Here is a 20,123-nt window from a genome sequence, read left to right as displayed (position 1 = left end):
TTTGACGCTGGAAGACAAAGAACAATTGCCACCAAGCCATGTAACACTGCCTGTTCACTATTGGGAACAAGGTAGTGAACAAGCACAAAGCAAGCTTGACTGTATCGCTGAGGAAGTGCCTATTGCCATGGTTTATAATGGTATTTCACACGCGGTAATGATGGCCTCTCCGGCAAACTTACATGAGTTTGCCTTAGGGTTTAGTTTGTCTGAAGGTATTATAAATAACGCTGCCGAAATGTATCATGTTGAGCTTGTTAGCAGTGAAAAAGGTATAGAAATACATATTGAGATTAGCTCTGAGCGTATGATGTATTTAAAGTCCCACCGACGTAATCTTACGGGCCGCACAGGCTGTGGTTTATGTGGAAGTGAGTCATTGGCTACAGCCATACGGCCAATAAAGAGTGTGACGCCACAAGCGTTGCCCTCTTCCCAAGTCATTCAACATGCACTGTCGCAGCTAAGTGAACATCAAAAATTACAATCTTTAACGGGTGCAGTTCATGGCGCGGCATGGTGCGATAGCACTGGCAAGATCATCCTCTTGTGTGAGGATGTTGGGCGACATAATGCTTTAGACAAATTAATTGGCACCTTAGCGCTACGTAAAATGGACACTAAGTACGGCTTTGTTCTGATTTCAAGCAGGGCAAGTTATGAAATGGTTCAAAAAGTAACGAGTGTCAATATAGCCACATTAGTGGCGGTTTCGGCACCAACGGCGTTAGCAATAACCCTAGCAAAGAAAGCTGATCTTAATTTAATTGGCTTTGCTCGCCATGGTCGCCATACTTTTTATACTAATATTACACAAATTTAAAACATCAAATAGGAACAATATAACCATGAGTAGTTCGCAAATTAAAACCCTGGTTAGCATGCTCAACCAAATTGCCGATAACAATAATTACAAAAAAACCGATGAAGAAACGGCAAAAGTTGTTGCCGAACACGTAAAGAAATTTTGGGCACGATCTATGAAAGAAAATATATTACAGTATGCAAATAGTGATGGTTCAGCGTTATCTCCTACCATAAAACTAGCCTTAGCCCTGATATAAAAATTAGACCACTATGCATATTATGGCTCAATGATAATGCGATTAGGGTATTAGTGACCCTAAATGGATATCACAGTGTTGCCTTCGCTGTAGTTTAAGTATTTGGGTAAGTTATATTAGGTATTATAAATTTGAATCTTAATACCCTATATTGCATTGAATGATGGTTTAGTGACAAGTTCAGTAAAATCAGTTAGCGTTGTATCATCGGCGATAAATTGATCTATTAGTCGTTCTAAATCCGGATAAAATACCGACCAATTCGTTTTAACTACTGCTATCGCTTCTACAGGTAGTTCGTTGCCATGAGCATTGGCGATTACCAATAAAGCTTGTTCTAAATTCATATAAATTCCGCGTAATATAATCAATGATGAGTGGTAATTACCAGTTGGTATATAATAAACACTTCCTATTGCCGTTGCCATGGAAAGCAGCATATTCAAGCTGTTTTTCATGATTTATATAGAGCTGACTGATAATATTATTGAATCCCCCATTAAAAACCTTTCGTGCAAGCTTAATATAATATCTTTAAAAGCAGTGTATAGTTAAAAACTTAATCAATATTGTGTACCTATTAACGGAACTCAAAAAAGGTCAATGTATGCTCAAAACCATCGCACTCTTTATTTTTACAACTATTACTGCCACCCTGCTTGTTTGTATTGTTTCTACACAAATAGTATTAGCAGACGTGCAATCATTTGGACTTAACATAACCACCGAAGTTCGTTTAGACGCCACGATTAAAGACTTAATCGGGCTAGGTCCTGTGTTGTATTTATTAACAGCGCCAGGATTTTTACTGGGTTTTATTGTTGCTAAATACGCGCATAAATTTATGGGTGGCAACAGAATGGCTTGGTATATTGCCGCTGGGTGTACTACTTTCCCTCTGACCATGTATCTTATTCAGTATAATATGGACTTAACAATAATAGCTGCAGTGCGAACGCCGATGGGATTATTTTTAGCCACGGTGTGTTGTATGCTATCTGCATGGCTTTTCGCCTTTTTAACATCACGCACGAACATTCAAAGTAATAATATTCATAGTAATAACAAACAAAACATTAACTCAGGTAATCACAATGAAAAGTAATCATCACTTATTTAAAAAGCTTAGCATTAGTTTATGTTTACTCATTGCTAGCACTTTCACTTATGCTGAAACACAAACTAAAGAATATAAAGTATCAACCGTTGTTGAAAATTTGAAATTTCCTTGGTCTATCGCTTTTTTACCTAATAATGATATGTTGGTTACCGAGCGTGGCGGCAGTTTAAGAGTGGTAAGAAATGGTAAATTGCTTGAACAAGAAATTTCTGGGTTGCCTGATATTTATGTTGCAGGCCCCGCAGGACTATTTGATGTTGTTTTAGATCCTAACTTTGCCACAAACCAAAAACTTTATATATCTTACAGCGGCGGCACAGCAAGCAATAACTTTGTTGAAGTGATCAGCGCGACATTACAAGGCATGTCATTACAACAGACTAAAGTGATATTTACCGGCTCGAGTAGAAATACTCCGCATCATCATGGCGCAAGAATGACTTTCTTACCTGATGGTACCCTTTTGATAACTGCAGGTGATGGTTTTAATTTCCGCGACCAAGCACAATCGCTTGAAAGCATGTTAGGGAAAGTACTGAGAATAAACACTGACGGCAGTATTCCACAAGATAACCCTTTTATCGGCCAAAAGAATGTAAGACCTGAAATATACACTTTTGGCCATCGTAATCCACAAGCCATATTAGTCAGTAAAAATAAAAAGGTTTGGTTGCATGAACATGGCCCTAAAGGTGGTGACGAATTAAATTTAGTTAAACCGGGCGTTAATTATGGCTGGCCAGCCATTACGCATGGCGTAGATTATTCAGGCGCTATAATCTCGCCTTTCAAAGAAGCAAAAGGCATGGAGCAACCCGTTACATATTGGGTTCCATCTATCGCACCCGCGGGCATGACAGAGTATCAAGGTAACATTTTCCCCCAATGGCAAGGTGATTTATTTATCGCCGCCCTCGCAGGGAAAAGTGTAAGACGATTAAGTTTAGAAGACGATAAAGTCGTTGAACAAGAAACAATGTTGGCTGATCGCAAACAAAGGATCCGTGATATTAGAACCGGTCCAGACGGCTATATTTATATTTTGACTGACAGTGCTCAAGGCGAATTATTAAAGTTATCACCAAATTAGTAATCAGTTGAACTAATCAATGTATTTATGTTTTATTTTGATTACAGCTACAAACTATCTTACTAAAAATTAAATACCCAAAAAATCAAAAAGGCGCTAACCATTCGATTAGCGCCTTCTCTTAATGTGGCGGTGAGATAGAGATTTGAACTCTACTCGAAGGATTAGCGCTAAAATTCCACTTTATAAACCCAAAAAAGCAAAAAGGCGCTAATCTTTCGATTAGCGCCTTTTCTTAATGTGGCGGTGAGATAGAGATTTGAACTCTACTCGAAGGATTAGCGCTACAAAGCCTTTTTATAAAACTAAACAGTGAGATAGCAAAAAACCCGTTAACTCTTTCGAATTAACGGGCTTCTCTATAATGTGGCGGTGAGATAGAGATTTGAACTCTAGAAGGGCTACAAACCCTTGCCGGTTTTCAAGACCGAAACCTACATGTTTAAATTCAATGAGTTAGTGATTTTATTCCGAATAACAAGCGGCTTTTCAGGCCAATATAACCGTAATAAGCTTGATTAATATTCGGAAAAGATTTTAATCATTTTTTTTTACTTGTTAATTAACAGAAATCAAATACATACTAATGAATATTTCTTATTTTCTATAGATTAAAAGTTCTTTGCTCAATATAAATAATTAAATTTCAACATTATCTAGCTATATACATAGAATTGAACACTTTATGTTTTCATTTATACCTATCAAGGCAATTAAGTTCTTTAAATGAAAGTACAAGACGCTCAGCCATCGATTGCTCTACTTTTCGTAACCAAACTCGTGGGTCGTAATATTTCTTGTTTGGGCTATCTTCACCTAAAGGGTTACCAATTTGGCTTTGAAGGAATGCTTTATTTTCTTGATAATAAGTAGCAACACCCTGCCAACTTGCCCACTGAGTATCGGTATCTATATTCATTTTTATCACGCCATAGCCAATAGCTTCGGTAATTTCAGCTGGTGCAGAGCCAGAGCCACCATGAAAAACAAAGTTCAAAGCGTTATGACCTAACCCATATTTTTTTGAAACAAAAGCTTGTGAATTTTTTAATATTTTAGGCGTTAATTGCACATTACCTGGTTTATAAACGCCATGAACATTGCCAAATGAAGCTGCAATGGTGAATGAATCACTCACTCGACTTAATTGCTCGTAAGCATAAGCGACATCTTCGGGCTGGGTATAAAGTAATGAGGCATCAAGGTGGCTATTATCAACCCCATCCTCTTCGCCACCAGTACATCCTAGTTCAATCTCTAAGGTCATACCTATTGCAGCCATACGTTTGAGGTAACCCGCACATATTCCAATATTTTCTTCTAGTGTCTCTTCTGACAAATCAATCATGTGTGAGCTAAATAATGGCTCACCTGTCAGTTTAAAAGACGCTTCGCTGTGGGCAAGTAAGCCATCAATCCAAGGTAATAATTTTTTTGAGGCATGATCAGTATTAATTATCACGGGAATACCATAAATTTTTGCGACATCTTTAATGTACTTAGCGGCTATAACACCGCCTTCTATAGCAGCATCCATTGGTGATAACTTATGTCCTTTACCAATAAAAAATTCAGCACCAGAGTATGACAATTGAATAATAATCGGTGAGTTTATTTCGCTTGCTGCTTCTAGTGCGGCATTAACTGAGTTAGTACCGATAACATTAACAGCGGGATAGGCGAACTGATTAATTTTGGCATAATCAAAAAGTACACTAAGATCTTCACCAAAGACGAAGCCACTATTAACTTGTTCAGATAAACCTTTCATTTTAATTAATTCCTTAGGATTCTAGATATAAAGATGCTTTGGCGTTAAGACTTGATGCTAGACAATCGGGCCTAGTAATCCAAGTTCCACTAACCTTAAAAACACTTGGTCAAATTAAATATTCTATTATTTTTAAATAAATTAATGAGCTGATGCAATTTGAATTTATTACTGATCCACTCTTTATTACAACTCCAATTTTTATTTAGCAAAAGACAAAGCACCTGTAAGGCTTGTTTTCTTGCTTGAAGTACCTTTAAGCCAAAACCTTATTATTTCGACTCTAGTTGAGTTTACTCATCGTTTTTCTTGTATTTATTTATGATTAATTAACACCCAGCTTCTGGTTATTAAAATATCATTTCATCCATCATATTTACAAAGGTACCATATTGATATAGGTTATACAATTGCAAAGGTATGATGTTTGTCGCTTGTGCAAAAAATGCTTCATCACTATAAAAAAGTACAAAATAGATGCTTAGTGGTGAGGTTAATTCTTGGGGTTATGAATCACTAGTTGTTTGGTGATTAATCGCATATAAAATTTAGGATAATAAAAATGAAATTAAATTTAACGTGTAAAAATATAATAAAGTTAACCTGTTTGATGGTTGGCTTAATTTCAAGTAGCTTCACGAATGCTACGTTAATAACAGCAGAGATAACAAATAGCACCCTGCCAAATTATTATGAATTGCAATACAGTATCGTCAATGATGGTCCTACTGAACCCATTGATGGTATTACTTTTTATTTTGACTATGGGCTATTTCAAAATATTTCTTTAGTAAATAGTCCTTTAAATTGGGATTTCTTTTCTGCAGATCCCGAGCTTATTTTTGGTGTCGCTGAGTCTGGAATACTAGACGGTCTTGCTCTTTATGATCCTTTAACAATAGGCCAAGAATTAAACTCTTTAATTATATCTTTTGAATGGCTTGGTTCTAACGATTTACTCTCATATGTACAATTGTTTGAAATATACAATGCTGATACTTTTGACTTAATTAGTGATGGAACTGTTGCCCTATCAGCAAAGCAAGTGCCTGAACCTTCAACGCTTGTTATTTTTGTTTTAGCATTAATGCTATTAATGTCTAGTGCTTTAACACGTCGACAAGGAGAGTAAAATGCTAGCTAAAAATAAAGTAGTTTTTTCATTTTATACTTTTATCGGACTGTTATTTTCAAACAGTGTTTGTGCAGAGTTAGGCTTTGTAAACTATGAACTGGTTAAAAAAGAAAGGTCCGGGAGAAGCGATTATAATTATACCTTCAAGGGCACAATAACTAATACTGGTACTAACTTGCAAAATGTTACTGCGCAACTAGAGTCAAGCTCTCAGCATATTGTAGTAAACGAGGGTGATTTGATTTTTGGTGATATAGGCGCCGATGAATCTTCAGTAAGTAACGACACTTTTACCGTTAAAATAAACCGTAGACATAGCTTTGACGAAAGTGCTTTGACATGGACATTTTCAGCAGATGAAGCCTCTACACCAATTATTGGCGACGTTTTATTATCTACTAATTACCAAACTATCTCTTCATGTACACCTGTTGAGTTAAAAGCGATGTGGAGCGAAGGTGATTTCCCTGCAGGTTTTGATATTACATTTAGCGGTGCAGACATCACGGTAGAAAATGAAACGTTAAATGCCCTTACAAGCGAAACAGCGTTAATCAAATTTAACCAAGGAACGCTAGGTGCATCAACGGTAACGGCTACTTATACCGATGCTAATGCTGTGAATCATGAAGCAACAATAAATTTTACTGTCGAAAATAATGCTGCATGTTATAACATTGAAAATTCAACTTATTCATTAGATACCGATTTTGAAAGCGACTCAGTAGATCCACTCATTAGAGCCATGAATACTAATTTCGGAACTGTTGATATTACAAGCGACGCTATTATTGGAAAAGCAATAGAATGGACTAAAGGTTCTAACGTTGGTGGCAGCAACAACAATAATGGTTTTCAATATTGGAACAGTAATAACAACGCCGATTGGAATGCTGAAGGTGTGTTTGATCAATTAAGTGCTGCGGTTAATGTTGGCGAACAATTTAAAGTAGCCGCTTGGGTTAAAGTAACACACCCTAATCCTATCGATACTAAAATTGTCCATACTATTTACCCTGAAAAATCATTAGCCGCCGGTGGTATTACTCCACGACGCAATGAAGGCGTTTTATTCTCAACCGAGATTAGCGTTGAGGATCACGGCAAGTGGGTTTACAAAGAGTTTGTTGTGGACGGTACCAATGGAAAACAATTTACAATTCCACAAACTTGGACTGTTTTTGGTTCAAACCCTGCAGCACCAACGCATATGGTTGCGGATTTTAGATGGGTACAAGTAACGCCGGGAGCTACATTGGCAATTGATGAATACTCAATTGTTATAACAGGCGCATCTCAATCAACAGTAATACCTGATCCAATTCCTGACCCGACACCTGACCCAGAGCCGGACCCTACACCTGATCCTACTCCTGATCCGACACCTGACCCAGACCCTACTCCTGAACCTACACCGGATCCTGAGCCAACGCCTGAACCTTCGGCAAACTTATTACTAGCGGCTAATATCGCACCAAGCTCTCATTGGGAAAACACGACATTAAATAATTTACTTAATAGCGATAACACTCAAGAGGCAACTGCAACTTTGGTTGGTGCAGCTAATAGCAATGTCTACATTATTTTTGATATTGAAGAAAGTGCTGGGCTAGAATTTAGCTTTACTCAAAGTGACTCACCAGATTCACAAGTAACTAGCTGGGAAGTGGCACATAAAAACGCTAGTGGCTGGGTAGTTCTTAAAAGTTGGGGCGATGCAAACCCTGGTGTAAATACTTTTACCGCTAATGCTAATGTGTCAGCAACTAAAATTCGCTTTAGATTTAGAACAACAGATGGTGCTAATTTAGCTATCGCAAAACTCTCTGTGGTAAGTTATGGCTCAGTAACAACACCAGATCCAACCCCAACACCTGATCCAGGAGTTGACCCACTACTTGATACAGACTTAGATGGCTATACCGGTTATACCGATGAATTTGGTGTGACTACAGTTAATGTTGGTTTTTTTGAAAACAAAGTATTTGATGATACGCCTAACGAGTTGATTGCAGCCAATGAGTTTGTTGATACAGTCAATGACACGGCGCGTTTAAAAACAGCGTTGAACCAGGCAAAAAATGAAACTGATGGCGGTGTGGTGAGATTACTCGCTAATAGCAATGGTCAAAATCGTTTTAGTTTATCTCATATTGCCGTTCCTTCTAATGTGAGAATTGAAGTTGAGCCCGGTGTTGTTTTAGAAATGCGTGGGATTAAAGAAGATCTTTACCCTACTAGCCCAAATGATGCTAGAAATAAAAACAAACCTAATCGTCAATTTTTATTCTCATTTGGTCGCAGTAATGGCCCAAGTAATTTATTAGCAAATCGTATTGAGAATGTTGAAGTAAGATCAACCGTAGCTGGTGAGAAGTTTACTATAGATGCTACAACCAATATGCCGCATGATTATGGGTATATGGTTGGCGGAAATGGTAACGGTGTAGTTAATTTAACCCGAGCAATTCCTGTTGGCTTATTTTATGTTAAAAATTTCGCCATCTCAGATATTAATATTGCAGACAATCATACCGAATCTGTTGCTGTGCAAATGTTTGCCGACGCTGATTATAAAGATGGCTCTTATACTTATCGCTTCGGTTCTTCGCCACTTTATTTAAAAGAGCGTTATGTTCAAAATCCTGAAGGAAGTACAAGCCTCAATAGACCTATGAACCAAGTTAACATTCCATTAGCTACTAATAGTAATGGTGATTTTATTAACGATTCTGGCGAAATTATTCCTGATATGTTTGCTATTCAACGTAACCCTACTTATGGCCGTACACCGGTTAAGGGCTCAATTAAAAACATTAAAGCTATCCATGCTCATACCGGTTACGGTGTAGTTCAAGTTTACGGTGGTGACTGGATTGAAATTGACAACATTGAAGCCTTTAATGGCATTGGCGTTCGTCTTGAAGCCGGTAATGGTACGGATAATGACAACTTTAACCGTTCAGGACCTTATTTCTCGTCAATGAATAAAATTAACATTTCAAACGTAAAAGTGACCAACGGTTTTACCGGTGTTTGGCTAAAACCGCACGCTAAAATAATGAAAGACATAACCGTTGAAAACATTGAAGCTATTGATAGTGGTACTGCCTTACTTGTTGGTAAAGGCTCATTTAATTGCAAAACAAGCTGTCGTGACTTAACCCGTGGTCGCATTAACAACTTAGTGATTAAAGGTGACATTTCATTAAGACAAACTGTTTTTGATGCACCTGTTGCAGAAGTAGGTAATAACATTACTTATTTGATTACTGATGCTAACAGAGAGTATTTAGCTAATTTATATGGCAAAACACCAAGTCAATTAACCAGAAACGACTTGCAAGCGAAGAAGGTCGTTGGTGTACAAACACCTGAGCAACTAGCTGCACTTACGCCTGATAGCTTTGACAATCCATCAGGCACTCGTTGGTATAAAATATTCCCAACAGCGCCAATTTTAGCCTTGTCGATGATGTCTGAAGTTGAGGTTGGTGACGAGTCTGCAAAAGTTGGTTTTTACCCTGCTGACTTTTCTAAAGCGAATATAATGTCTATTGGCTTACCCGAAGATACCTTAATTTTGTATCGTGGTGATATGCGTGAACCGAACGGAAATACTGCCACAAGCTTTATTAATAAATAGAATGAATAGCTTATGTGTTATCTACACATAAGCTATTGTGCAAAAAAGGGTAAAGCTTGCGCTTTACCCTTTTTTTATTTTGAACAAATGGACTAATACCTATAAATTATTATCTGCAAAACAATACCTGCAAATCAATACCTTCATAAAAGTACCTTCAACCCAAAACCTGCACAAAGTGACTAATGACCGATTAATTGATTTAGCTCGTTACCATTCGCTATTATTCTGCTATAAATATATGAATAAATATAAGTAAATAAGACCAATATTATAAACATTCGAACTGATAAATAATTTTACGTTTATATTCATCATTTGCTAATAAGATACTGCTCGGGAAATGGTCTATATTTACGGCATTAGAATAATGTTGAGCCTCTAAACAAAGGCCTTGATAGGCTGTAAACTCACCCGATAATGCTACACCAGTATAAAGTTGCATCGCTGGTTGATTAGTAAATAACGACATTTTTACACCCGTGTTTTTCGACACTAAAGTAGCTTTGACTGTGCTAATGTCAGCTTCATCTAAAACGTAGCAATGATCGTAACAGGCCATTTTTTGTAAATTAATATCAGTTGTATTGGCATGTCTTTCACCTATATTAAACGGCTCTGTAAAGTCAAAGTCTGAATTTGTCACCGATATTATTTTACCGCTTGGCAGACCGTTATCTTTTCTTTGTAGCATGTTCGACGCTGAAATCTGTACATCTAGCATCTCAGCGCTGTCATTACCTAAATTGAAATAGGCATGATTTGTAATACTTACAGGAGTTGGAGCATCGGTTTTACCAAAATAATCGATTTCTAGTTGGTTCTGTTCGGTTAAATGGTATTTAACGGTTAAGTTTAGCTGGCCAGGGAAACCTTGGTCGCCGTTTTCAGATATAAGCGTTAATGTCACTGTTGATTTATTTGAAGATTCAATCTGCCAAAATCGACTAGCAAAACTAACTTCACCACCATGTAAACAATGTTTGTTTTCATTTTGGTTTAGAGAAAAATTGATACCGTTTAAATCAAAACTCCCCCCTTCAATTCTATTACACACTCTGCCACATGTGGCACCCAAATAGAAAGCATCGGTTAGATAATCTTCAACATTCGCATAGCCAACCGTCATCTCGGTGGCTATCCCATTAACAGGAAGTACAATCGATTTAATGCGAGCGCCAAAATTGAGTATTTCGACTAACATACCTTGGTTATTTTCTAATAAAACTGTCTGTATATTTGTCATTCAGTATCATAATCCTTGAGTTATTTTAAGCTGTCAGTACTAAAGTGTTATATGTGGTATGCAGGTGAAGTTTAAAACGGTTTTTATAAATGAATGTCACTTCAAAGACCTCATTAACTTGTAAATTTCAGCTTATCAGGAGTTTTTCATCATACGCCGTTAAATGAGGAAAAACTTGAAATAACTCTTCATGTGAAAATTTCCATTGCTGAACAAGTACATTGGCTATCCAGCTAAAGCTATTAGTTGTTGGCATTAAATCACGTTGTTCAAATAATTGATTATCCGCTAAACCAGGCCATTGACCCAATACCCTACCGCCATTAAGTGCGCCTCCGGCAAGAAACATTGCACTGCCCGTACCATGATCGGTACCACCTGTACCATTTTCTTTAGCAGTTCGACCAAATTCAGTTCCAATGATCACAACAGTGTTCTTCCATTCTGCCCCTAAGCCTGCTTTTAGCTCAGCCAAACCGGTATCTAATTCAGTTAATTTTTTACTTAAGCGATTAGCCTGATTATTATGCGTATCCCAACCACCAAGTTCTAACATGGCGCAATCAGCGCCTTTCTCAGCGGTTAGTAGCTTAGCGCATGCTTTGCTTAACGCAGCAAAAATGCCCCGTTGCTGTTTATTTTTATTGCTCTGATTTCCGATAACGCCTTTTACTTCTAATGCGCTTTCTAAGTTAGTTCTTAATAATTCATCATCTTGATACAGCGCAAGTAACGACTGATAAATATCATTGTCTGCACTTTTTAATGTTGATGGATACCAGGTATTTACATTTTCACTACTGCGCAAACTTATAGGTGTTGAACGTGCAACGGCCAATGCACGTTTGTTTTTAACATCAATCGCTCTTGCAAGCCAACCGGAGTCATAATCTATTTTACCATTGCCGCTTTCTAGAAAGTCTTGGCCGTCAAAATGGGAGCGACGACTATAACCCGATGATACCGCGACAACAGGCAGTAATTGTTTTTCTTGATACCACTGATGCAAATTAACCAACGAAGGATGTAGTGCAAAGCTATGGTTTAGGGGTAAAACCGGTGTTTTAAAACTAGTGGATAAATTAGGCCGTAACACTTGATATTGTGTTTCAAAAGTCGGCACAACCGTATGTAGCGAATCAAGCGCTCCTCTTAACAATACCCAAATTATTTTAGGGTTGTTGCCTTTATCGGTAGTTTTATCGGGAACACTATTGATAACACTCGTATTTGTTGTCGTCAATCCCGGAAAAGACAATACGGCTAGGCTTGCACTTGCTATTTTAATAAATTTTCGCCGAGATAAATCCGCTGTTCTCTCAACGTAGGTGTTATTTTCAATTGAGAGTTTATCTAATGAGGGTATGCTTGCTAAAGTTGGTTGAAATTTTTTCATCATTACCTCCGCTGAAACTCTGGGCTCATTAACAATAAGGTTAAAGCTTGTTGACGACTTTCTGCTCTAATAACCGATTTATAGGTATGCGTTGTCGGTGGTAACGCTAGCGCTATATGCATTATTTCTTCTGCATTAATTTTGCTACGAAAAGAAGACAGTTTTACAGACCAATCTATCCGAGCCATTAAAGCGCTTGCCCCTAACCAGTCATTCTCACTATCGCTGTAGCCAGCAGGAGAACCGGCATTAAAGGGTTTTTGGCCTAACGTTGCCATACTATCGAGTAACATTTTATCCTTTGGAGGAATTGTACCTAAGGCTCTAAAAGCTGAAATAACAAACTCTCTTGGTGTTTTGAATTTTTGCGGAGTATCAAGCCACGCTTCATCTGAATTAAATAAACTCACCATGACTTGTTTAATATTACCACCACTGTGTTTCCAAGTATTTTCCATAATATTAAGTAATTTTTTTGATGGTGTTTCACTGACAAAGTGATGGGCAAGTTTATAACAAACATGTTTTGCCGTTGCAGGGTTTACTGCAATATCGCGTAACATTTGTTCTCCTTGAGCAATACCGCCTGAAGGATAAGAAATTCCTAACAATTTTCGAATGCCTGGTTCATGACCATTAGACCTAAAAGTAAACCCTACACTGCGCTCTTTACTGGGGTTGAATACACTCCAACCGCTGATACCTTTAGCAAGTTCAATAACGTCAAATTGGGTATAGCTACTTTTAACGCCTAAGGTATGTAATTCTAGAATTTCACGGGCAAGATTCTCGTTTAGCCCCTTATTTCTTTTCTTAGATATTGTCGAATTTGGACCGAAAGACCGCTCATTATTCAGGTAAATAAGCATAGCGGGATGCTGCTCAACCGCTAATAATAAATCTTCAAACTTACCCAGTAAATTAGGTGCAATGGCTTCTCTTTCTAACGTGGAAGACAAGCCACTCATTAAGCGTGAGTTACCCGTAACACTAAAATGATTGGAGAAAAAATCAAGCAAACGCCAACTCACACTATTAGACGATGTTATCGCCTTATTTATAGTGTCTGCAGACATAAGGCGCATATTTGTTCGCGCCATATTGTTAAGCATTGAATTGCTTTTTTGATTTGCATTATTTTGTTTTTTGAGATGCTTTTTTTCTTTTATATATTTTTCATGATCTAAGAAAATATCATTTGAATGGGGTAAGCGATTATCAAAAGCAATGGGTTGTAATTGTTCGATAATCCATTGTTTTGGATTTTTTACAGCTTGATTTAACTCGCCTTCCTTTGCGCCATAACCAAACCGGTTAAGCGCAATAAAAGCGTTGTTTGTTTTGACTGATGAAGTAACAGTATCAAACATATATATCCCAGTGCTAAATTGTAAAATAAATCTAATAATCGATTAAAAGCCATTTATTCAATAGCTTCCAGCGAATTTACACATATTTACATATACACATATACACATATACACATAGATTGACTGAGCTACCTCATCCTTGCTTAGCTAAACATTTATTTCTATTTTTGATTAATAAGATATTAAAAATTATCTAGATTGTGTACGCTATTGAGTTTAATACTATCTGTCTTATATTGCTCACCAGTAGGCCATTGCACTTCAACACTCTCAATTTTCTGACAATCGCCTAAACCAAAATGCATCATAGTATCTCTACTTTGAGAGTAAGGTGCACTTGACGAGCCTACCCTTCTTATTTGTGATGTTTGACAAGCAGAAACCTTTACCAATGCACCAATGGGCGAAGCATGCTTTGGCGATATTGGAACATTTACCGTAATAAAATTATTTTGGGCGGTATTATTGGAATTTGAGCTGTTTTTAAATAAGTGCCATTTACCGCGCTCATTAGCAAAAACTAAATCCAGTTTTCCATCTTGATTGTAGTCAAGAGTTTCAGCCCCTAAACCGACGCCGCCAAGCTCTGATGAAATAACATTATGTGATAAGGTTTTTTCAAATTTACCCTCACCTTTATTTAACCAAAGTGTTTGTAAGTTCTGTGTCGAAGGATCGCCTCTTTCAACAATGAATAAGTCTTGAAAGCCATTATTATCGTAATCTCCAACGGCAGCTGCATTACTGTGTGTTAATTCGTCAAGCCCGACTTTACGCGTAACATCAACAAACTTGCCATTAATATTTTCAAGCAAGATATTTTTCAGTCCTTTTTCATGCTCAGAGACTGGGTAGCTTTTTACACCATGAATAACCCCTGTTGTCGGAGACCAAGTGTTACCTGCTATACGCCAAGTGTCGTTACCTATATAGCCAATATACAACCCTTTTTTATCGAGTTTATCAGGCCAGCCTAAGGCATTGCTGTTAACGAAACGAATATTTTGACCTTGATGATATTCACCCGGATGCTCATATTTATAAGCACTCTCACCAATATAAATATCTTGCATTGGCCATGTAGATTGATAGTTCTCTAACTCAAGAATGTCACCCAAAACTAAATCGTTAAACTTAAATGGGCCTCGTTTGGTAAAAAATGCCAAGGTATTACTTTGGCTATCGTGGAAAGTTTCACCAATATTTAATTCTGTTCCTGTGGTTAGAAATAAATCGAAATCACCGTCATTATCATAATCAATTTCTGAAATACTCGTAACATCAAGTATATTCTTCTCTAACCATTTATCAGTAACATCAACAAAAGTTAAGTCACCATTGCCTTGGTTTAAGGTAATACGTCCGTCGCCGTACAATACAAAGTCACTAATATTGTCTTGGTTAAAATCTGTTATTAATATTTTTTGTCCGTCTTTCATGGTTTTAGGTAAATAAGAAGAAAGCACTAGCTGACCTTTACCATCATTTTTGTATGAATAGCTAGGCACTTCTTTTTCATTTTTATTACCAGGAAAGCCAAATAACAGTAAGTCTACATCACCATCATTATCGCCATCATAGAATTTTGATGTTCTGCCTCGCATAAACTTTAAAGGTACTGCAAACTCTGCACCTTCACTAATTTGTCTTTTATTATTGATATGATAAAGCTTGGCATTTCTTGCATTATCACCCGAGCCACCACCTCGAGAAATTAAAATATCGGTTACACCATCTTGATTAAAGTCGCTAACCGCAATGCCATGAGTATCTCCAACAACAAGGTCTATACCTTTGCCATATGAGCCTTTATTATTCCAGTATAGTTTTATAGAAAAGCCGTGATCGGTGAGTATCAAGTCTTGATAACCGTCGTTATCTATATCGGCAATAACCGCATTGCCCCACTTTCTACGGTTGGCATCTTCAAGTTTAATATCCGCTGTAGCTTCAACAAAAAAAGGAGTTTCAGCTGCTGCTGTTAAATCGAGTGTTTGCGCGCATGAAGTTGTTATAAAACCAGTCGCGAGTAATATAACTCCCGAAATACTTTTCTTAGCGTAAAGCATGTGAAAACCTTTTAAATGTGATCTAATATATTCAGCGGCATTACTTGGTCAATAATTCGATTTTAAAGTCGTTATTTAAACTTGCACTGCCACCACTTAAACATCATACTAATGCATACTTATAATGAATAAAAGTATTTTTAATTTATTCTACTGTTTAAGCTCTTGAAATAACTAAATAGCGATTAATAACATGACTTTGAATTTAGAAAAAAAACATAACATAAAATGTGGTTTGGCTGAGGGTTGTATTTGGTCAGCAATGGATAACGCTTTTTATTGGGTCGACATCGTAAAATCTCATCTTTATAAATACTCACTGACAGATGATTCATTGCAGTGTTATGACACACCACAACAACCAGCAAATATAATGCTGACGCAATTTTCTGATCTACTGTTAGTGTCTCTGTTTGATGGTTTATACTTATTTGATGTAAAAAAACAAAGCTGGGAGTTGTGGCTTGACGTTGAACCTAACAAAAATTTACGCATTAATGATGGCTGTGTCGATATCAACGGCAATATTTGGTTAGGCACCATGTTAATGAGCCCAGATGCTAACGGTAAAGAGTTAGAAATGGGTAAATTTGGCCGCTTATTCAAAATAACACCTAACAAAGCAATTTCAATTGAAAAAGAAGCTATCGCTATTTTCAATTTAGCCACATTTTCTCTCGATAATAAGACATTTTACTACGCTGACTCTTTTACTAATGAAATATTTGCCTGTGACTTTGATATCCAGATGTCATCAATAGCTAACCAACGAGTATTTAGTAAATTAGCCGATAAATATGGTCACCCTGATGGTGGAACTACTGACAGTGAAGGTTTTATTTGGAGCGCCCGTTGGGACGGCAATGGTATTGCACGTATTTCACCTGATGGTGTGTTATCTCAATTCTTTCAATTAAATGCCTCGCAAGTCACTAACATATGCTTTGGCGGAAAAGATTTAAAAACCATGCTAGTAACCACGGCTTCATTAACACCAGAACATGAAGAAGATGGTGGCAGTGTGCAATTGTTTAGCTGCGAAGTGGCTGGAATATTACCTAACAAAGTTACCTTGACTTAACACTTAGCTCAATTAAGTAAAATTTATGTACGAAATCAATAGAAAGAGTAAAAACACTTTACTACAGGTAGGCGATGAAAAGACCCCTGTTATCATTATTGACGACTTTTTAGTTACTACATCACAAGCAATTAAAGAGGCGGTACATTCGAAATACTTAGCAGGTAAAGCGCATAATAATTATTACCCTGGCGTATGTTCACCGGTAGGTTCAGATTACGGGATGGCAGTGCTTAATGCGATAGCTCCTATTTTTTATCAAGCACTTAAAGTACCTCGTGAGCTTACCTTATACCCAAAAGATGGACGATATTCATTGCTGGCTCAAGAAGAAAAAGATCTTGAACTACTGCAATGTATTCCTCACTTTGATAATAACCTAAAGTACAGCTTTGCGGTGATGCATTACTTAAATGCTGGGGATTTTGGTGGTACAGCAATTTACCGGCATAAACCTACGGGATATGAAAACATTACTGAACAGAGAAAACCGCATTATCTCGCTCAAGCACAAGCTTTTATTAATACTAATGGTAATCCACAACAAAAATATTTTACTGACAGTACTTCACACTATGAATTAATAGAAGTGATTGAATATAAAGCTAATAGATTAGTTATTTACCCTTCGACCTTGCTACATTCTGCTTATATTAAGCAGCCATTAAACGATGTAAATAACGATCCTAAAACAGGCAGATTAACCGCGAATATTTTTATTGAGTTTAATTAATAAAAATATTCGCTATGAATATCTAACCGAGTCTATTCTCTCCAATATTTTCTTTTTGATTTATGGTGACGGGCCAACCAGGAAACTGGTTATGCTCATTACCATCAGATACATCTACCAAGTAACGAAATGCCTGCATAGTATAGGTTAACTTTTGTGTGTCAAAGGTAATAAAACCGAAACCACTGCCTTTTTCGTGCGCCTTTATATAACGATTTTTAGATTTACCTACTTCAGGAATACCGACCGCATAAACATATATTTTGTTGCCAAAAGCATCAATATATTCACCCGTTTGATCAAGGCGATGGGAGGGTCTATTTTTATGAGGAATACCTATCTGATCAGGCATCCACCACCTTGGCCAACCCGCTGAAATAGCTGGTGTACAAAACGACCAATTACTATCCCTCTGCTGTGCTACACCATATTGGGCCAAAGAGCCCAAATGTGTATCACCACAAATATGCAATGCCATAGATTTACGCATAATATTAACGGCTTTATCTCTGGCGGGCGCAGGCCAACCACTGCTATCAAAGTCATATTTAAGGTAGCGCTGAGGTGTCGGTTGATGGGTCGAAATACCAGCAAAAACTGTTTGGCTTAAAACCGCTTTTAATTTATGGCCTCGCCAATCGGCTGCCCACTTTTCAAAAAATTTTTCCTGTCTCTCACCGAGTAACTGAGGATCGGGTGGATTAATGGCTGGATTAATAAATTGTGGATCTTCATCAACACCTGTTTCACCTACAATTGCATTTGCCTGCTCTGGGCCACTTTTCCATTGCCGGTCAGCGAGTATTGCAAAACCAACATCGCCAAAAACCATATCGCTATAGTAACAACTGATACCACTCGGGTTTGGTGTTGGATCATAAGGGTCAGGATGATGGCTTGTACAAGTTAGGTGTACTGCATTAACAAAGCGAACCGTTTCAATATAACCACCGGTTAATGAAGCCGTAGGATCAGCAGCGGGGTCTTTTTTCAAAGCGCCCCCTCACCCCATAAGTTACCTTGCAATACGTCATGATCGTCCGGCAAACAAAGGGTTGGGCGATCTCGCATTATCTCTCTAAAAGCCCAACCAAACTGATAGAATTTCCTTAAATAATTAGTTATCGCTGATTCAAATGGTGCTCTGACAATGCCAAAACCACCATGACTCTCATAAATTTGATCACCTGAAAAGAACACTATGTCTGGTGATAATACTTGAACATTTTTAACAACTGGAGCATAAGGAAAACTATAATCATTTTGACAAGTTAGCGCGGCCATCCTGAGTGGTCTGGCACTTGGGTTAGCAATTATTTTTCCTGACCAAACATCAGGAGTTTCACTACCATCATTGTGTTTTTCTCTATAGATAACTCTGTATTCTACTTGTGTCTTTTCATCCCAATTGGCAATTCTAAAGCTAGCAACCCATGCATCGGGGTCTAATTGACTTGTCCCTAGTGATTCCCATAAACCACAACGCTTTACTTGCAATTCAACTACCTGATTATCTTCATGTCCCAATGGGCCAGTAATTGCACTTAATTTTAAAACAAAACCTTCTGATGATCGAGTATCGTTTAAAGAATACATAGACCATAAAATGGGTCCAAACTTGTTATCTAGATTAACCTCAAATGCATCACCGCTCATTACCCAATGCGTAAATCTGTAGCAATTATTTCCGGTTTTTGGTGCATTTGATCGCAAGGCGAAATTACTTACAACAGCAAGGTTACCAACTACTTTGTCAGCGCTAATCATATGGGTTAATTGACCAATAGACTGATTGGAAGCTATTAACCTAGCATCTAATGAAAGTATCATTACACCCGCTTGCGGTGTTGCAGTTAATAACAATTCAATGTCATTATCATCGATTGACATTTTCATTGCAGTTGTTTTGCCATCAATGGAAAGCTTATTACCGATAATGCCAATATCTAAGCCTTTTTGAACAAAACAATTACTTCGATATTCATCAATTTCATTGCGTACACCTAAACGTATTCCAAACCCACCCACGTTGTTATGGGTGCCAATAGCTTTTACAACAACAGAGACCTTAAAAGCTTTAGCGGTATATTTAATCTGGTGAGTTAGTGAATGAACTGTGCGGCTACCACTGCTATTTTTACATTCGGCTCCGCCATCAACAATATGCCAATCTTCCATTGGATTAGCCCAATACTCACCACCTAACCATGTTCTATCGAAGGTTTTAGACCAGTTATCTTGCTTCGATGTTGATAGCATTTTAGGCTGCTGTGGTGTTTCAGTGATTAACGAACAACCTACACTGCTAGTGGCGACACTTGCAGTTAACATTTTCAGTATGTTTCGTCTAGATTGTTGTTTATCCATGCTTAGCTCATCAAATTTATATACGTTTATTTCTA

At 37.4% G+C, this 20,123-nt stretch carries 16 protein-coding genes; 8 read left to right on the top strand and 8 right to left on the bottom strand.

Features of this window, described 5'->3' with window-relative positions:
* The first annotated feature begins 1 nt into the window (after nt 1).
* Together fdhD and A3Q33_RS18215 are read left to right on the top strand one after the other, a co-directional pair.
* Nucleotides 2-823, top strand: coding sequence for a formate dehydrogenase accessory sulfurtransferase FdhD (gene fdhD, locus A3Q33_RS18220; RefSeq protein WP_081181196.1), 822 nt, complete (start codon nt 2-4; stop codon nt 821-823).
* Between the two features lie 25 nt (nt 824-848).
* Nucleotides 849-1,064 carry a formate dehydrogenase subunit delta gene (locus A3Q33_RS18215; RefSeq protein ID WP_081181195.1) on the top strand — a complete coding sequence of 72 codons (216 nt, stop codon included), beginning with the start codon at nt 849-851 and terminating at the stop codon, nt 1,062-1,064.
* A gap of 146 nt (nt 1,065-1,210) precedes the next feature.
* On the opposite strand, the gene A3Q33_RS18210 is transcribed toward A3Q33_RS18215, so the two are convergent.
* Nucleotides 1,211-1,411, bottom strand: coding sequence for a hypothetical protein (locus A3Q33_RS18210; RefSeq protein WP_155866807.1), 201 nt, complete (start codon nt 1,409-1,411; stop codon nt 1,211-1,213).
* Between the two features lie 260 nt (nt 1,412-1,671).
* Here A3Q33_RS18210 and A3Q33_RS18205 point away from each other — a divergent pair, with 260 nt between their 5' ends.
* Together A3Q33_RS18205 and A3Q33_RS18200 are read left to right on the top strand one after the other, a co-directional pair.
* The gene (locus tag A3Q33_RS18205) at nt 1,672-2,169 is read left to right on the top strand and encodes a hypothetical protein (protein ID WP_081181193.1); all 498 of its coding nucleotides are present in this window, start codon (nt 1,672-1,674) and stop codon (nt 2,167-2,169) included.
* The gene (locus A3Q33_RS18200) at nt 2,159-3,274 is read left to right on the top strand and encodes a PQQ-dependent sugar dehydrogenase (protein ID WP_081181192.1); all 1,116 of its coding nucleotides are present in this window, start codon (nt 2,159-2,161) and stop codon (nt 3,272-3,274) included. Before A3Q33_RS18205 ends, A3Q33_RS18200 begins: the two co-directional genes overlap by 11 nt.
* Before the next feature lie 691 nt (nt 3,275-3,965).
* Here the strand turns inward: A3Q33_RS18200 and fbaA are convergent.
* On the bottom strand, nt 3,966-5,045 hold the full coding sequence (gene fbaA, locus A3Q33_RS18195; protein ID WP_081181191.1) for a class II fructose-bisphosphate aldolase: 1,080 nt from the start codon (nt 5,043-5,045) through the stop codon (nt 3,966-3,968).
* 562 nt (nt 5,046-5,607) lie between these two features.
* Here fbaA and A3Q33_RS18190 point away from each other — a divergent pair.
* Together A3Q33_RS18190 and A3Q33_RS20765 are read left to right on the top strand one after the other, a co-directional pair.
* Complete coding sequence (locus tag A3Q33_RS18190) at nt 5,608-6,177, top strand: PEP-CTERM sorting domain-containing protein (protein ID WP_081181190.1); 570 nt, start codon at nt 5,608-5,610, stop codon at nt 6,175-6,177.
* Nucleotide 6,178: 1 nt separating this feature from the next.
* Nucleotides 6,179-9,826, top strand: coding sequence for a hypothetical protein (locus A3Q33_RS20765; RefSeq protein ID WP_081181189.1), 3,648 nt, complete (start codon nt 6,179-6,181; stop codon nt 9,824-9,826).
* Between the two features lie 271 nt (nt 9,827-10,097).
* On the opposite strand, the gene A3Q33_RS18180 is transcribed toward A3Q33_RS20765, so the two are convergent.
* The 4 genes from A3Q33_RS18180 to A3Q33_RS18165 all read right to left on the bottom strand — a co-directional run bounded on the left by A3Q33_RS18180 (nt 10,098) and on the right by A3Q33_RS18165 (nt 15,907).
* Nucleotides 10,098-11,072: an aldose epimerase family protein gene (locus tag A3Q33_RS18180; RefSeq protein ID WP_081181188.1), complete on the bottom strand. Its 975-nt coding sequence runs from the start codon at nt 11,070-11,072 to the stop codon at nt 10,098-10,100.
* A gap of 127 nt (nt 11,073-11,199) precedes the next feature.
* Nucleotides 11,200-12,468 (bottom strand): DUF1501 domain-containing protein, encoded by a 1,269-nt coding sequence (locus A3Q33_RS18175; protein ID WP_081181187.1) that lies wholly within the window; start codon nt 12,466-12,468, stop codon nt 11,200-11,202.
* 2 nt (nt 12,469-12,470) lie between these two features.
* Nucleotides 12,471-13,838 carry a DUF1800 domain-containing protein gene (locus A3Q33_RS18170; RefSeq protein WP_081181186.1) on the bottom strand — a complete coding sequence of 456 codons (1,368 nt, stop codon included), beginning with the start codon at nt 13,836-13,838 and terminating at the stop codon, nt 12,471-12,473.
* 182 nt (nt 13,839-14,020) lie between these two features.
* The gene (locus A3Q33_RS18165) at nt 14,021-15,907 is read right to left on the bottom strand and encodes a CRTAC1 family protein (RefSeq protein WP_081181185.1); all 1,887 of its coding nucleotides are present in this window, start codon (nt 15,905-15,907) and stop codon (nt 14,021-14,023) included.
* Nucleotides 15,908-16,100: 193 nt separating this feature from the next.
* On the opposite strand from A3Q33_RS18165, the gene A3Q33_RS18160 reads away from it, so the two are divergent.
* Together A3Q33_RS18160 and A3Q33_RS18155 are read left to right on the top strand one after the other, a co-directional pair.
* The gene (locus A3Q33_RS18160; RefSeq protein ID WP_081181184.1) at nt 16,101-16,988 is read left to right on the top strand and encodes an SMP-30/gluconolactonase/LRE family protein; all 888 of its coding nucleotides are present in this window, start codon (nt 16,101-16,103) and stop codon (nt 16,986-16,988) included.
* A 25-nt stretch (nt 16,989-17,013) separates the two neighbouring features.
* The gene (locus tag A3Q33_RS18155) at nt 17,014-17,721 is read left to right on the top strand and encodes a DUF6445 family protein (RefSeq protein ID WP_081181183.1); all 708 of its coding nucleotides are present in this window, start codon (nt 17,014-17,016) and stop codon (nt 17,719-17,721) included.
* Between the two features lie 22 nt (nt 17,722-17,743).
* Here the strand turns inward: A3Q33_RS18155 and A3Q33_RS21105 are convergent, their stop codons facing one another.
* Together A3Q33_RS21105 and A3Q33_RS21100 are read right to left on the bottom strand one after the other, a co-directional pair.
* Nucleotides 17,744-18,715 carry a hypothetical protein gene (locus A3Q33_RS21105; protein ID WP_353615509.1) on the bottom strand — a complete coding sequence of 324 codons (972 nt, stop codon included), beginning with the start codon at nt 18,713-18,715 and terminating at the stop codon, nt 17,744-17,746.
* Nucleotides 18,712-20,088 (bottom strand): alkaline phosphatase D family protein, encoded by a 1,377-nt coding sequence (locus A3Q33_RS21100; RefSeq protein WP_353615508.1) that lies wholly within the window; start codon nt 20,086-20,088, stop codon nt 18,712-18,714. Before A3Q33_RS21100 ends, A3Q33_RS21105 begins: the two co-directional genes overlap by 4 nt.
* Between the last annotated feature and the right edge of the window lie 35 nt (nt 20,089-20,123).

Source organism: Colwellia sp. PAMC 21821 (assembly GCF_002077175.1).
GTDB lineage: Bacteria > Pseudomonadota > Gammaproteobacteria > Enterobacterales > Alteromonadaceae > Cognaticolwellia.
The sequence above is the reverse complement of the archived record's forward strand: the minus strand, read 5'-3'. Positions and strand labels throughout refer to the sequence as shown.